Annotated in this window: 12 protein-coding genes; 4 read left to right on the top strand and 8 right to left on the bottom strand. The window is 61.0% G+C overall.

Going from position 1 to position 14,692, the window contains the following annotated elements; genetic code table 11:
* The first annotated feature begins 245 nt into the window (after window positions 1-245).
* Window positions 246-2,201 (top strand): CocE/NonD family hydrolase, encoded by a 1,956-nt coding sequence (locus tag ACQ4V8_RS17750; RefSeq protein WP_010397570.1) that lies wholly within the window; start codon window positions 246-248, stop codon window positions 2,199-2,201.
* Between the two features lie 63 nt (window positions 2,202-2,264).
* On the opposite strand, the gene ACQ4V8_RS17745 is transcribed toward ACQ4V8_RS17750, so the two are convergent.
* The 3 genes from ACQ4V8_RS17745 to ACQ4V8_RS17735 all read right to left on the bottom strand — a co-directional run bounded on the left by ACQ4V8_RS17745 (window position 2,265) and on the right by ACQ4V8_RS17735 (window position 5,274).
* Window positions 2,265-3,086: a substrate-binding periplasmic protein gene (locus tag ACQ4V8_RS17745; protein ID WP_436571940.1), complete on the bottom strand. Its 822-nt coding sequence runs from the start codon at window positions 3,084-3,086 to the stop codon at window positions 2,265-2,267.
* A 100-nt stretch (window positions 3,087-3,186) separates the two neighbouring features.
* Window positions 3,187-4,470: a TCR/Tet family MFS transporter gene (locus ACQ4V8_RS17740; protein WP_070347205.1), complete on the bottom strand. Its 1,284-nt coding sequence runs from the start codon at window positions 4,468-4,470 to the stop codon at window positions 3,187-3,189.
* Between the two features lie 117 nt (window positions 4,471-4,587).
* A complete protein-coding gene (locus ACQ4V8_RS17735) occupies window positions 4,588-5,274 on the bottom strand; it encodes an HD domain-containing protein (RefSeq protein ID WP_436571939.1) in 687 nt (228 codons plus the stop codon).
* Window positions 5,275-5,617: 343 nt separating this feature from the next.
* Here ACQ4V8_RS17735 and ACQ4V8_RS17730 point away from each other — a divergent pair, with 343 nt between their 5' ends.
* Together ACQ4V8_RS17730 and ACQ4V8_RS17725 are read left to right on the top strand one after the other, a co-directional pair.
* Complete coding sequence (locus ACQ4V8_RS17730; protein WP_070347206.1) at window positions 5,618-6,109, top strand: chemotaxis protein CheW; 492 nt, start codon at window positions 5,618-5,620, stop codon at window positions 6,107-6,109.
* 215 nt (window positions 6,110-6,324) lie between these two features.
* Entirely contained in the window at window positions 6,325-7,962 is a 1,638-nt protein-coding gene (locus ACQ4V8_RS17725) for a methyl-accepting chemotaxis protein (protein ID WP_010397580.1), read from the top strand.
* Window positions 7,963-7,967: 5 nt separating this feature from the next.
* Here ACQ4V8_RS17725 and ACQ4V8_RS17720 read toward each other — a convergent pair whose 3' ends face one another.
* The 5 genes from ACQ4V8_RS17720 to ACQ4V8_RS17700 form a co-directional block, all read right to left on the bottom strand.
* Window positions 7,968-8,528 (bottom strand): ribonuclease HI family protein, encoded by a 561-nt coding sequence (locus tag ACQ4V8_RS17720; RefSeq protein ID WP_436571938.1) that lies wholly within the window; start codon window positions 8,526-8,528, stop codon window positions 7,968-7,970.
* Window positions 8,525-8,866 carry a hypothetical protein gene (locus ACQ4V8_RS17715; RefSeq protein WP_436571937.1) on the bottom strand — a complete coding sequence of 114 codons (342 nt, stop codon included), beginning with the start codon at window positions 8,864-8,866 and terminating at the stop codon, window positions 8,525-8,527. Before ACQ4V8_RS17715 ends, ACQ4V8_RS17720 begins: the two co-directional genes overlap by 4 nt.
* A gap of 36 nt (window positions 8,867-8,902) precedes the next feature.
* Complete coding sequence (mgtA, locus tag ACQ4V8_RS17710) at window positions 8,903-11,587, bottom strand: magnesium-translocating P-type ATPase (RefSeq protein WP_010397586.1); 2,685 nt, start codon at window positions 11,585-11,587, stop codon at window positions 8,903-8,905.
* A gap of 719 nt (window positions 11,588-12,306) precedes the next feature.
* Window positions 12,307-12,924 (bottom strand): TetR/AcrR family transcriptional regulator, encoded by a 618-nt coding sequence (locus ACQ4V8_RS17705; protein ID WP_436571936.1) that lies wholly within the window; start codon window positions 12,922-12,924, stop codon window positions 12,307-12,309.
* 22 nt (window positions 12,925-12,946) lie between these two features.
* Window positions 12,947-14,164: a Bcr/CflA family efflux MFS transporter gene (locus tag ACQ4V8_RS17700; RefSeq protein ID WP_436571935.1), complete on the bottom strand. Its 1,218-nt coding sequence runs from the start codon at window positions 14,162-14,164 to the stop codon at window positions 12,947-12,949.
* 172 nt (window positions 14,165-14,336) lie between these two features.
* Between ACQ4V8_RS17700 and ACQ4V8_RS17695 the strand changes: the two genes are divergently transcribed.
* Complete coding sequence (locus ACQ4V8_RS17695) at window positions 14,337-14,504, top strand: hypothetical protein (RefSeq protein WP_157998727.1); 168 nt, start codon at window positions 14,337-14,339, stop codon at window positions 14,502-14,504.
* Window positions 14,505-14,692 lie beyond the last annotated feature (188 nt).

The raw sequence follows: 14,692 nt of genomic DNA, 5'->3' as shown, positions 1-14,692 counted from the left end.
GTGGATCAAATTCACATCACTATGCAGTGGCCGCGCGAAAGTGAGCGGGACCACCAATTCAAGCAGGCGTGTTGTGAAGGGATAAATTTCATGCCGTTATGGTTGCAGTTCGTACGCATTCTGTCAAGTTGCGTGCCGATATATCTGCTGCGCTGCGTCAGAGGCTAGCCTTCTGTAGAACTTGCTTTCCGGGTACTATTGTCGTTCGGCCATTTTTGTCTGGCATGAATCCATTGGAGAACAATATGCGCGTGTCGTCCCCCGTCCGGCTCACCGGCCTGGCCCTGGCTGTCAGTTTTCTGTGCAGTTCGCTCTTTGTTGCACCCGTTCTGGCGCAAACGCTAGCGATGACGCCCGATATCGGTGCCAAGCTGGTGATGCCCGACCTGAACGATTACGTCAAGCGCGTGGTAATGATCCCCATGCGCGACGGCGTCAAGCTGTACACGGTAATCGTCGTGCCGAAAGATGCCAAGAGAGCGCCGATCATGCTGACGCGCACGCCGTACAACGCGGCCCGCCGCGCCCAGCGCGCGACCAGCGCCAGCATGCTGGCCACCTTGCCGCAGGGCGACGATACCCTGGTGGAAAACGGCTACATCCGCGTGTTCCAGGACGTGCGCGGCAAGCATGGCTCGGAAGGCGACTACGTGATGACGCGCCCTGTGCGCGGCCCGCTGAACCATACCAAGGTCGATAACGTCACGGATGCGTGGGACAGCATCGACTGGCTGTCGAAGAATATTCCGGAGAGCAATGGCAAGGTGGGCATGCTGGGTTCCTCGTACGAGGGCCATACGGTGTTGATGGCCCTGGTCGATCCGCATCCGGCGCTGAAGGTGGCCATACCCATGAGCGCCATGGTTGACGGCTGGCGCGGCGATGACTGGTTCCACAACGGCGCCTTCCGCATGCCGAGCCTGTCTTACCTGGCATGGCAGACAAGCGTGCGCGGCGGCGGCGAGGCGCCCGTGCTGGGTGTCTATGACGATTACGACGCCTACCTGCGCATCGGCTCGGCCAGCGATTACGCGAAGAAATTCGGCATCGACAAGCTGACTTACACAAAAAAGCTGTTCGAACACCCGGCTTACGATAGTTACTGGCAGGAACAGGCACTCGACAAGATCCTCGCCAAGCGTCCTTTGACTGTACCCACCATGCATGTGGTGGGGCAGTGGGACCAGGAAGATATCTATGGGCCCTACGCCAGTTACGCGGCGATGGAAGGGCGCGACAAGCACAACAAGCGCAATTACCTGGCCATTGGTCCATGGCGTCATAGCGGCGTCAACTACGACGGTTCCAGCCTGGGTGCTCTGCGGTTTGACGGCGATACGGCGCGTCAGTTCCGCGAAAGAGTCATGCAGCCCTTCCTCAATCAATACCTGATCGATGGCGCGCCGGACGCCAATACGGCGCCCGTGGTGTCATACCAGAGCGGCACGAATCAGTGGCAGCGCCTGCAGCAGTGGCCATTGGCTTGCGAGAGTTGCGAGACCAAGCTGACACCGATTTACCTGCACGATGGCTACAAACTGGGCTTTGCGCCAGCGCACGTGGCGCAGGATGCGGTCGTCGGCGCCTACGATGAATACGTGGCCGACCCGGCGAAACCCGTGCCGTTTGTCGCGCGTCCCGTGCGCCTTGGCGATGGCGACCAGTGGAAACCATGGCTGGTCAGCGACCAGCGCGGCTATGCGGACCGTACGGATGTGCTCAGCTATGTTTCCGAGCCGTTGCGACAGGCCGTGCGCATCGCCGGCGCGCCGATGGTGAACCTGTTTGCCGCCACCAGCGGCACGGATGCCGACTGGGTGGTGAAATTGATCGATGTGTATCCGGACGAAGTGCCATCGCAGCCGGCCATGGGCGGCTATCACTTGGGCGTGGCGATGGATATCTTCCGCGGCCGTTATCGGGACAGCCTCGAACATCCGACGGCCATTCCAGCGGGCAAGGTGGAACGCTATCGCTTCGCCTTGCCGAACGCCAACCACGTCTTCCTGCCTGGCCACCGCATCGCCGTGCAAGTGCAATCGAGCTGGTTCCCTCTGTACGACCGCAATCCGCAAACCTTCGTGCCGAACATCTTCCTGGCCCAGCCAGGCGATTACAAGAAGGCCACGCAGCGCGTCTACCACGCGGCAGGTGCGGCCAGCGCGATCGAGTTGCCGATAGCGCCGCTTGAGGCGCGCTAGGCGGCATGCAAGAGGGCAGCAAACAGAACGACGGCGATACCCAGGCCCGGCAGGCCTGGGTGCTTAGCGCGGACGTATGCTGAGCGTTAATATTTCCTGGCTGTGATGGCGCTGGAAGCTTTCCATCAGGATGCCTGAGCGGGCCGCCTTGTCCAGCAATTCGCGCAGGGTTGCCTGGTCTTGCGCCGTCAGCGACTTGTGCGACAGGTAGATGCCGCTCATGCCCCATGGTAATTCCGGCAGCCCTTCCAGGCGTAAGCGGTCGACCAGGCCGTACACGCGTGCATCGTTTTGCGCCACCCCGGCCAGGATGGTGGGCGCCATGATGGTGGCATCGATGAAGCCGCTTTGCATCAGGCGCGCCACGGAGAGCACGTCGACTTCGTAGGATAGCCGCCCCTGTCTATTGAGCTCTTTCGCCAGCGCCTGGTACGCCGTGCCGTAGTCGTAGCCGCGCACCAGTGCCAAGCGCAATTCGCGCCGCTCGAGTAATTCCTGCACGTTGTTGACGGGCGCGCGCGTGCCCTGCAACGAGATCAGCATGGGGCGGTTGCCCAGCATGGGGATGAACAGGCCATGCTGGTTGCGCCGCGGTGTGCGGCTGGCCGGGATCAGCAGGTCGGCCTTGCCCGTCTCGAACATCGCCTCCAGGCGCGCGCGCGGCACGGCGGTGAAGATGAAATTGCAGCCGAGCTTGGCACCCATGCTGCGCAGCAAGTCGGGATAGATGCCGCCGATGCTGGCGCCATTGACCACCACGCTGGCGCCGACCGCCGAGACGGGCACCTGTATGTCGCGCGAGCATTGCGCAGCTGCGAGCAGGGGCAGCGCCAGCGCCAGCAGGGTCACGCTTCGGCGCCAAGCGCTGGAATAAAAGTCAGTCATACCGATCCTCGCTCACCATCGAATCGCCGACGTCGGCAACGCCCGCATGATGATGTTATTTTCGCCTATTTATTTCTAAAATACCATATTATCTCGCGGGCTATTTTGTGGTGGAAAGCCTCAGACTGGCCCGGCCGCGTGCCTTGAAGTAGCGCCAGGCTACCACGACGCCCAGGGTTTGCATGATGGCGCACAGAAAGAAGGTACTGCCGATGCGCCAGTCCTGCGGCGCCAAATGGCTTACTTCACCGAGGATCATGCTGCCGAGCAAGGGCATGATGATGATGCCCAGGCTGCTGATCGATTGCAGCGAGCCCATCAGTTCGCCCTGTTCGCTGGCGGCGGACGCCTTCGAGATGATGCCTTGCAGGGCCGGGCCGGCGGCAAAGGCCAGCAGGTTGCACAAGATCAGCGCATACATCATCCAGCCTTGCGTGGCCAGGCCGTACAGCAGGTAGGTGAGGGCGCCCGAGGTCATGCCCAGCAGCGACAAACGTACTTCGCCAAAACGCTTGATCAACATGCCCAGCAAGCCCGCCTGCACCACGGCCGCGCACAGGCCCACGCAGAACAGGGCGATACCGTTCTGGCGCGGCGTCCAGTCGAAACGGAAATGCGTGTACAGCACCCAGGTGGTGTTAAGCATCATTTGCGCAAACGTCATCAAGCCGAAAGCGAGCACCAGGCCGCGGATGTCTGTGCGGCGCACCAGTTTCATCAGGGCGGCGAACGGATTGATGCGCGCCAAAGTAAAGGGCGGGCGCGGACCCGGTTGCAGCGATTCGGGCACGCAGAAATAGCCGTAGATGAAATTGGCCGCCGATAGCCCCGCCGCCACGTAAAACGGCAAGTGCAGATTGATCTCGCCCAGCAGGCCGCCCAGCATGGGGCCGCAAATGAAGCCCAGGCCAAAGGCGGCGCCTATCTTGCCGAAGCTCTTGGCGCGGTTGTCCGGCGTGGAAATGTCAGAGGCATAAGCGGACGCGACAGACATGCTCGCTGACGAGACGCCGCCGATGATGCGGCCGATGAACAGGCAGGCCAGGTTGGGTGCCCAGCCCGTGGCAAGAAAATTGATGCCCATGCCGGCCATCGAGTACAGCAGCACGGGACGGCGTCCGACGCGGTCGCTGATGGCGCCCAGCATGGGCATGAAGATGAACTGCAGCAAGCCGAAGACGGCCGCCATGATGCCGTACCAGAACGCTTGCTCATCCTTGCCGCTGACAAAATCACCGATCAGGATGGGCAGAACGGGCACCACCAGGCCGATGCCCAACATGTCGATGAAGACGCAGACGAGGATGAAATTGAGCTTGCCCGCGCGCGCGGACGCGGTGGGAGCAGACGGGGAATGGTTGTCGGGGCGGCTTGTGTCGGACATGCATGCTTTCGGCGTGCCCCCCGCGCCGCCATGCGGCCTGCGGGGGGCAGTTGTTGGCGTTGCGTCGGCGCTTTGCAGGTTTTTTGCTGCGGCGCGGCGCGATAGCTGGGCCTTGTATTATAGAGAGCATGCGCGCCGCTGGCTATCGCCACCCACGCTAGGGTGTGCCCACTCCGCAGCAAAGGCGGCGCGAAAATCGGTCAGTACTGCCAGGCGCTGTGCGGCCAGCTTGCGACCCGCTGCCGTTTGCATCTGGGCGGGCAGCTTGTCGAGCTTGGTGACGATATGGTCGAGTGCGTATGCCTGGTCATCGAGTGCGCGATGTTCGGCCAGCGGATCGCTGTCATGCGCGAGGGCGCTGTCCATGCGCGCCGCCGTATAGAACAGGCGTGCCAGTCCTACGGCCCCCAGCGCATCGATGCGGTCGGCATCTTGCACGAGTTGCGCTTCGATGGTGTGTGGTACCAGATTGGCGGAAAAGCTGTGCGTTTCGATGGCGTGCGCCACGCCGGCCAGTTTTTCTGCCGGAAAATCGAGCTCGGCCAGTTGGCGGCAAGCCAGCGCTGCCGCCTGGCGCGAAGCGAGGTGGCGCTCGCGATGGTTTTTCGGCAGGTTGACCAGATCGTGCAAATAGCAGGCGGCCATCACGGTGAGGGCGTCGGCCTGCGCATGCTCACGCAGCAAGATAGTGGCATTGCGCCAGACGCGCTGCAGGTGGTTGATGTCGTGGGCGCGGTCGTCATCGAGGCCCGCCGTGGCCAGTGCCAGCAGCCGTGGTTGCCATTGGGAAAGCAAAGAATGCATGGTTTAACGGTGGTAAGAGCAGGGGCTGCAGTGTGGCATACAACGCCGCCGCGTGTGTATATGGGCCTTGCCTCCACGCCTGCCGCATTTGCCATATCAATGGTATTTCGAGAAAGCATCTTCCCGTCAAGCGCTCTTTTTTAGTGCATGTAACATTTACATGGGGTAGTATTGCCTCGCGGAAATTTAATGCATAAGCTAATTACTAGAAAATATTTGCAAAAAATGCATAACTGACGCCCTTCATTGCTGTGTGGATGGCGCGTCACGCCCAAGGCGCACGTGCAGCGTGCCCTGGCCTGCGCATCAGGCGCGTTAACGAAAGGATTACGAAAGGATCATCATGAATACCATGTCCAACGATGCTGGCGCAGCCGTTGCCAAGGCTGCCGAATACCTGGCCTTTACCCTGGGGCGGGAAGAGTATGGCATCGACATCCAGAAAGTGAGCGAAATCCGCAGCTATGAAACGCCGACCCGCGTCGCCAACGCGCCCGAGTTCGTCAAGGGCGTGCTCAACTTGCGCGGCATCATCGTGCCGATCGTCGACATGCGCATCAAGTTCAATCTGGGCACGCCCGGCTATGACCAGTTCACCGTCGTCATCATCCTCAATATCGGCAACCGCGTGGTGGGCATGGTCGTGGACCGCGTATCCGACGTGACGACCTTGCTGCCGGAACAGATCAAGCCGGCGCCAGACATGGGTCACGCGATCAACACCGACTATGTGATTGGCCTGGGCACGCTCGACGAGCGCATGCTGATCCTGGTCGATATTGACCAGTTGATGTCCAGCGCCGACATGGGTTTGATCGAGAAACTGGCTGCGTAATGGTGCGTGCATAGAATTTCCCTGCATATGCTCAAGAACTACTGACATTAAGTATTGCATATCGTTTCCGTAGGGCGCACGCTATTGCATGTTCCTCGCGCACGCTGCAAGCGAGCCGTGCAACAGTGTATTTGGCGGGACAAATGTGGTGGCGTTCGCCATGCTGTCCCTGGGTTGGCTGCAGAGCCTCTCTTCAGAATATTAGGATAGTTCACATGAATTTGTTAAGAAACGTCAGCATCGGGGTGCGTCTGGGATTGGGGTTTTCCATCATTTTGCTGTTTTCCATGCTCATCACCGGCATCAGTGTCTGGCGCCTGAATGACGTGGCCGGCGCCACGCGTACGATGATGGAAGAGCCGCTGGCCAAGGAACGCTATATTTCTGACTGGTATACGCGCATCGATAGCGCCGTGCGGCGCACGATCGCCATCGCCCGTAGCAGCGACAGCTCGCTGAGCGGCTATTTTGCTGAAGAGTCGAAGGTGTCGAGCGCCAGCGCGGCTGTTCTGCAAAAGAAAATCGCGGCGCTGCTCAAGGATCCGAAAGAGCAAGCCATGTTCGCCAGCTTGCTCGAATTGCGCGAAGTCTATATTCGCTCGCGCGACCAGGTCTATAAGCTCAAGGGGGAATCTCAGACTGAGGCTGCCAACGAAGTGTTCGAAAAAACCTTCGTGCCCGCCGCAGCGAAGTACCAGAAAATGGTCTACGGCTTGCTGGAGCACCAGCGCGCCAGCATTGACGCTACCGCGCAGCAGATTGATGACATCGCCAGCACCAGCCGCAACTTGCTGTTATTGCTGTCGACGCTGGCGCTGGCCTTTGGCATCGTGTGCGCCGCGGTCTTGACGATGGGCATCGTACGCCCGCTGCGCACGGCCGTGGAAATCGCCCGCAAGGTGGCCGATGGCGACTTGACGGCGCAGATCGACGTCAGCGCCAAGGATGAAACCGGGCAATTGTTACAAGCGTTGCAGGACATGAACACCAGCTTGCTCAACATCGTGGGCGAAGTGCGCAGCGGCACGGACAGCATCGCGACGTCCTCGACGCAAATTGCTGCAGGTAACCAGGATCTGTCTTCGCGCACGGAACAGCAGGCCGGTTCGCTGGAAGAAACGGCGTCTTCGATGGAAGAGCTGACGTCGACCGTGAAACAGAATGCGGACAATGCGCGCCAGGCGAATCAATTGGCGGCGTCGGCGGCGCAGGTGGCCGTCAAGGGCGGCACCGTGGTGGCGCAAGTGGTGGGGACCATGGAATCGATCAATGCCTCGTCTAACAAGATCGTCGACATTATTTCCGTCATCGATGGCATCGCCTTCCAGACCAATATCCTGGCCTTGAATGCGGCCGTGGAAGCGGCGCGCGCGGGTGAACAGGGCCGTGGCTTTGCCGTGGTGGCGTCCGAAGTGCGCAACCTGGCGCAGCGTTCGGCGAGTGCCGCAAAAGAGATCAAGACGTTGATCGGCGCGTCGGTGGAACAAGTCAACGCGGGTAGCATGCTGGTGGCGCAAGCCGGTTCGACCATGAACGATATCGTCGACAGCGTGCAGCGCGTGAGCGATATCATCACGGAAATCACGGCCGCCAGCAGCGAGCAAAGCGTGGGCATCGACGAAATCAACCGCGCCATCGGCCAGATGGATGCCGTAACGCAACAAAATGCGGCGCTGGTGGAAGAATCGGCGGCGGCCGCCGAATCGATGCAGCACCAGGCGCACAATCTGGCGCAAGTGGTCAGCGTCTTTAAATTGCATGGCCAGCAGGCCAGTGTCAGCGGCTTGAAGGGGATGCATCGCCCGCTGGCCAAAACGCCGCAAGATGCCTTGCGGATCGGCCGCGCCGCTTAAGTTGCTTACCCCGTAATGGCCGGGGTCGTACCCTGAGGGGACGGCCCCGGTACTGATGCCTCTGGGGTGAAGCTGGCAATCGCCAGTTGCGACAAGCGGTCCGCCTCGCCATTCCTGTGGCGCGGCAGCCAGTGCAAACTGACATCAGTAAATTGTTGTAGCAGGGCCACTACGCTGGCCCTGTGTAGTTCCAGCCCCTTGGCGCCCCGCGGCGTCGTTCCCAGCACATCATTGATCACCACTTGGCTGTCGCCGTACAGCAGCAGTTGCACCGGCGGCGGGTGCACGCCGAGTGCCGCCTGCAATAGGGCCGTCAGGGCTGCATATTCCGCGTCGCTGCTGCTGCCGTAACCGGCCGCCTGACTCACTTCGATGCGTTCGCCATGCGGCCCCAGCAGCAAAGCGCCTATGCCCAGCTTGCCCGGGTTCGGATGGGCGGAACCGTCGAACCAGCCGCGCCAGGCCAGCGCTCCGCCGTGGTCCTGGCGACGCAGCACCAGTTGCGCGCGCCGCGCTTGCATCTTTGCTTGCTTGCGCGCTTTGCGCGCCTGCGCTTCTGTCGTCATGGCTTGATGAGCAAGGTGTCGATCAGGCTAGCCACCCAGCAAGCCGCCAGCACGCTCACGGCCAGCGTCATGCCAGGGCCGTCATTGGCCGACAGCGCATCGACTTTTGCTGCGATCAGCTGCACGTCGAGGGGTAGGGCGCCACTGTCGATCTGTGCCATAACTTGGTCCAAACGTGCCATGATCTGGCGCAATATGATCACCAGGGCGATCAGGGCGGGCACGAGGAACAGGCAGCCGCGTGCCTTGCGACCTAACAAGAAATGCCCGCTGCCGGGAAACACCAGCGCCGACAGCAGCAGGGCGAGATGACGCTTGGAAAGAGGAGAACCGCTCATGCGTGCCTTTGTGAGGAGAAAGAGCGGCTCATCATACTATTGCCAGCCGAATTTGCGCACATACACGCGCTTCATGAGTGTCGTCAGCAGCGTGTAGCACACCAGGACGCCCAGCAGCCAGGGAAAGTAGGCCAACGGCAAGGCTTGCAGCTTGAAGTAGCTCGCCAGCGGCCCCATCGGCAAGAACACGCCCACCGCCATGATGGCTGTGGTGGCCACCAGCAGGGGCACGGAAGCGATGCTGTCGATGAAGGGCAGCTTGGGTGTGCGGATCAGATGCACGATCAGGGTTTGCGTCAGCAAGCCCACGACGAACCAGCCGGACTGGAACAGGGTCTGCTGTTCTGGCGTATTGGCGCCGAATACATGCCACATTAAAACAAAGGTGCTGATGTCGAAGATCGAGCTGATGGGACCGAAGAACAGCATGAAACGGCCGATGTCGCGCGGATTCCAGCTCAGTGGTTTCTGGATCAGCTCGGCGTCGACATGATCGAAGGGAATGGCGATCTGCGACACGTCGTACAGCAGGTTTTGCACCAGCAAGTGCAGCGGCAGCATCGGCAAAAACGGCAGGAAGGCGCTCGCTACGAGCACGGAAAACACATTGCCGAAGTTCGAGCTGGCCGTCATGCGGATGTATTTGAGCATGTTGCTGAAGGTGCGCCGGCCTTCCAGCACGCCTTCTTCCAGCACCATCAGGCTTTTTTCCAGCAGGATGATGTCGGCCGCTTCCTTGGCGATATCGACGGCCGAATCGACGGAAATGCCGATGTCGGCCGCGCGCAGGGCGGGCGCGTCGTTGATGCCATCGCCCATGAAGCCGACGATATGGCCATTGCCGCGCAGGGCGCGCACCAGGCGCTCCTTGTGCAGTGGGCTGAGCTTGGCAAACACGGTATTGTCTTCGGCTGCCTTGGCCAGCGTAGCGTCGTCCATATCGTCCAGTTGCGGACCTTGCAGCACGCCATGCACGGCCAGGCCCACTTCGCGGCAAATCTTCACCGTCACCAGATGGTTGTCGCCCGTCAACACTTTCACGCTCACGCCATGCTCGGCCAGCGCGCGCAGGGCCGGCGCTGTCGATTCCTTCGGCGGGTCAAGAAACGCGACGTAGCCGATCAGGGTCAGCGCCGTTTCATCGGCCACGCCGTAGACGGTTTTATGCGGTGGCACTTCCTTGACGGCCACGGCCACCACGCGCAAGCCTTCGGCGTTCAAACCGTGCGTGGTGTGCAGCACTTTCGCCAGCAGGGCAGCGTCGAGTGGCACGTCTACGCCATTGAGGCGCAAATGGCTGCAGGCGGCAAGCATTTCCTCGACGGCGCCCTTGCAGATCAGTTCATGGTGATCATTCTTTTCGGAAACGACGACCGACATGCGGCGGCGTACGAAATCGAAGGGGATTTCATCGACTTTCACATAATCACGCGCCAGCTGCATTTCCGTTTGCAATTCCACATGGTCGAGCACGGCCCGGTCCAGCAGGTTTTTGAGGCCCGTCTGGTAGTGGCTGTTCAGGTAAGCGAATTGCAGTACTTCATCGGAGGGCTGGCCGAATACGTCCGTATGGCGTTCCAGCACGATCTTGTCTTGCGTCAAGGTGCCTGTCTTGTCCGTACACAGCACATCCATGGCGCCGAAGTTCTGGATCGCATCCAGGCGTTTCACGACGACTTTCTTTTTCGACAGTTTCACGGCGCCCTTGGCCAGGGTGCTGGTGACGATCATGGGCAGCATTTCCGGCGTCAGGCCCACGGCTACGGACAGTGCGAAGAGGAATGCTTCCATCCAGTCGCCCTTGGTCCAGCCATTGATCAGGAACACCAGTGGCGCCATCACGAGGGCAAAGCGGATCAGCAGCCAGCTGACGCTGTTGACGCCCGTCTCGAACGCGGTCGGCGTGCGCTCGGTGGCCGTGACGCGCGTAGCAATGGTGCCGAAATACGTGCGGTTGCCGGTGGACAACACCAGCGCCGTGGCGGCGCCCGAGACCACATTCGTGCCCATGAATAGCAAATTGGCCAGCTCCATCGGGTTGTTGCCGTGGGCATCGGCCAATTCTGCCATCTTTTCCACGGGCAACGATTCGCCCGTCATGGCGGCTTGGCTGACGAACAGGTCTTTTGCGGAAAGCAAACGGCAATCGGCAGGGATCATGTCGCCAGCCGACAGCACGATGATGTCGCCCTGCACCAGCTGGCGGATGGGCAGTTCGATTTGCTGGCCATTGCGCAGCGCGGTGGCGGTATTGCTGACCATGGCTTTCAGGCGCTCGGCAGCCCGGTTCGAGCGGCCTTCCTGCACGAAGCGCAGCAGGGTCGACAGCATCACCATGGTGCCGATGACAATGGTCGCCTTCGGGTCTTCTGTCAGGTAAGAAACAACCGCCAGCACGGTCAGCAGCAGGTTGAACGGATTCTTGTAGCACAGCCACAGGTGCTGGAACCAGGCTAGCGGCTTCTCATGTTCGACTTCATTTGGCCCCGTTTGTGCGCCGATGACTTGCGCCTCGGCATCGCGCAAGCCTTCGATGCGCGTATGCAGGCGGTCGAGGGCGCTGTCCAGATTTTCATGCGCGGCCGTCAATAGCTGCCGGGCCAGGTGGTCGGGTACGGGACGCGCCGTACTGTTTTCCAGCGGCATGGCGCGACGGCGGAAATGGCCGGCAGTATGGCGCTTGCGCAGGAACGATTCGAATAAGCGGGTGAAGAGATTCATGGCTCTTCCTTTCACGGCGAGGTGTTGACGGGCGGCGCAGCCGCAGGCAAGACTTGCGTGCCACCAACACACAATAGTGCTGGCGGGCAATCCGGGTCAGTAGCCGGTCGCGATCGGAAAGAGGGGGAGAGACGCGCGGCCAGACTGGCCGCGAGACACCGCACCTTGCTCAGCAAGGCACGGAGGAAAGGAAGTTCCGCGTTGCTTGCTGTTTAGCTGCCGAGGCAATCACCGATACAAGATCGGCTACTGTCACTAGAACAAGTACTCACGTGGGACTCCGTAAATGAATAATGAGGGCATCTTATGGATGCGCTGCAACAGTGTCAACTGAAGAAATCTTAGGTTTCCAAAGTGTAATGTGGGTGCGGGCGTAAACGAAAATAGGATGTCAAATAATAAATGTCAATACAAATAGTGCGGGCGGACCTGTTCGTGGGGATTCAAAGAGATGGCGAATCGTTCCTACTACCGCGTTGAATTGGACAGGGACGACAGCGAGTTTGCATATCTTGACTGGCGTCGTAAGCACTGAGCTTTGCCTGCTATCATTTCATTTGTACGGCGGCTATGGGGCGCAAGCGGAACTTCGCATGCGAAAAATCCGGCGGCAAGCCGCACCAGATTTGACTGTGATATAGCTGCGCTTTCGAAGGGCCGATAGCGGCTTGTGTCAGACCTGCTTGTCGGTTCGTCTTGTGGCAGTAATTTATGGCGCATCAGGCCGATTGCGCTGCCATCGCCAGCGAATCGGACAGAATCTGCCACAGCGCCGCATGGCGCTGCTGCAGCGCGGCACCGCCCGCATAAATGAGTTCCACATGCAGGCTGTCGACGATGCCCAGGTAGGCTTGCGCATACAGGGCGAGGCGCGGGGATGTCAGGGCGGGCGCCATGCGGCCCAGGCTCTTCACGTAATACTGCTGCAATTGCACCAGCAAGGCTTCGTAGCCGGTGCCCACTTCCACGCGCAGGCTGGCCGGCGGCAGATAGGCCGTGCGCAGCAAGAAGCGCAGATGGGCCGAGTCCGCGTAGCGCTGCGCCATGCGCTCGCAGTACAGGGCGCCGGCGCGCTGGCCATCGGACACTTGCAGCGCCAGTGCTGCCTCGTCGGCAAAACAGGCTTGCATGAAGGCTTGCTCTTCGGCCAGCGCGTCGGCAAACACGTCGAGGAACAGGGCGTCCTTGCCGGCAAAGTGGGAATACAGCGATGCCTTGCGCATGCCAGCTTGCGCCGCGATGTCGCTGAGGGACGAGGCATCGTAGCCGTGTTCGGAAAAGTGCACGACGGCGACGGCACAGATGTTATCGGCCGAGGCCGAGCGTTTTTTCATCATTGGGGTGAAGGTGAGTGAGGCGTCAGTGCGCGCCCAGGCTGGTGGTGCGTGCCGGATGGACGCGCGCAGTGGCCAGGGTCAGCCATGATACCAGCAGGCCCGCTACGGTCAAGAATAGCAGCCAGGGCAGCGGCCCCGATTCCGACAGGCTGGCCGCCAGTGGCGTGGCCAACGACGATAAGCTCATCTGGATAGCGCCCAGCAATGCCGCCGTGGAGCCGAGCGCCTTGTGCTGCGATCCCATGGCCATGGCCATCAGCGCCGCTTCCGCAATGCCCAGACCAAACAGGGCCATGAACATGCCGGGGACGACGGCGACGATGCCGAAGCCCGCCCAGACGCCCAGCAGGGCGAGCACGGCGCCGCCCAGCATGGCGCTGCTGCCCGCCACGCAGAGGCGCGCTACTGCGTACTTTTCCACCAGACGGGCGCTGGCCATGGCGCCCAGCAGCACGGCCACGCCCGTGGCGCCGAAAACTAAGCCAAAGCTGCCGGCGGACAGGCCAAAATCGCGCTGGTACACCAGCGCTGCCCCGCCAATATACGCAAACAGGAAAAAGAAGCTGGCTGCCAGGGCCAGCGCCGGCAGCAAGAAGGCGCGCTGCAGCGCGATGCGCGCATACGTGCGGTGCAGACCGCGCGGCGAGATGCGGCGGGCGCGCGGTAAAGTTTCTGGTAGGAACAATACGCTATTGAGCAGCGTCAAGCCGCCCAGGGCGGCTAGGGCCAGCATCACGGCGCGCCAGCCGTAATGCGCATCGAGCAAGCCGCCCACGGCGGGCGCCAGCACGGGCGCCAGGCCCACGATAGTCATCAAGAGGGCAAACAGCTGCGCCGCCTGCACGCCATCGGCCACGTCGCGCACCATGCTCATCACCACGACTAAGGTCAGCGCCGCGCCCAGGCCCTGCAGCGTGCGCGCCAGCAGCAGGGTGCTCAATTGATCCGCTTGCGAGCCCCATACGGCGGCCACGATGTAGACCGCGATGCCGGCCAGCAGCGGATAGCGTCGGCCCAGCATGTCCGTCAGGGGCCCGCACAGCAACTGTCCGCCGCCCAGAGCCAGCAAGAAAACGGTCAGGCTTAGCTGCACGTTGGCATAGGCGGTGTGTAGTTCCTGCGCCATGGCCGGCATTGAGGCCAGGTACATGTCGATGCCTGCCGGACCGAGCACGGCCACCAAGGCCAGGCAAGCCGCCAGTCCAAGCGTGGCGGTGGGGAGTGTGGTTTGCTGCTGCATTACGCTTCCTTTATCGCATGAAAAAAACGGGGTCAGTTGAATCGAACGCCACCGTGCTTTTTATTGTACACTTACTGCCTACCGTTAGGTAGCTTTTATAATCAATGAAAAGGATGAGAGCGATGAAAGAAGTAACAAGGACGCATGCGTTGCCATTGCGGGGAGCGCGGGCATGACGGAAGTGGGAATTGCGCTCAGCGGCGTGGCAGTGGCCCTGCTGTTTGCAGCCTGGGGCTCGCAGCGCGCCCGTTGCGAGCGGCGTGACGTGATGTTGCTGACGATACTGGGCACCGTGCTGGGGTTGCCGGGCGCGGCCTTGCTGGCGTTGCCGGTTGCGTAGGTCGGATTAGCGTAGCGTAATCCGACAACATTGTTGGCGAGGCCGGTGGTGGTGTCGGATTACGCGCTCACGCGCTAATCCGACCTTGTATTATTCCCTTCATGCCGTTCGTGATATTGCGAACGGTATCGACCGCTGTCAAAATCTTGGTAGGCATATCAAGACCGGGTAACTGGATGCTGTATCCG

The sequence above is a fragment of the Janthinobacterium paucivorans genome, from assembly GCF_051380805.1.
GTDB lineage: Bacteria > Pseudomonadota > Gammaproteobacteria > Burkholderiales > Burkholderiaceae_D > Janthinobacterium > Janthinobacterium lividum_D.
The sequence above is the reverse complement of the archived record's forward strand: the minus strand, read 5'-3'. Positions and strand labels throughout refer to the sequence as shown.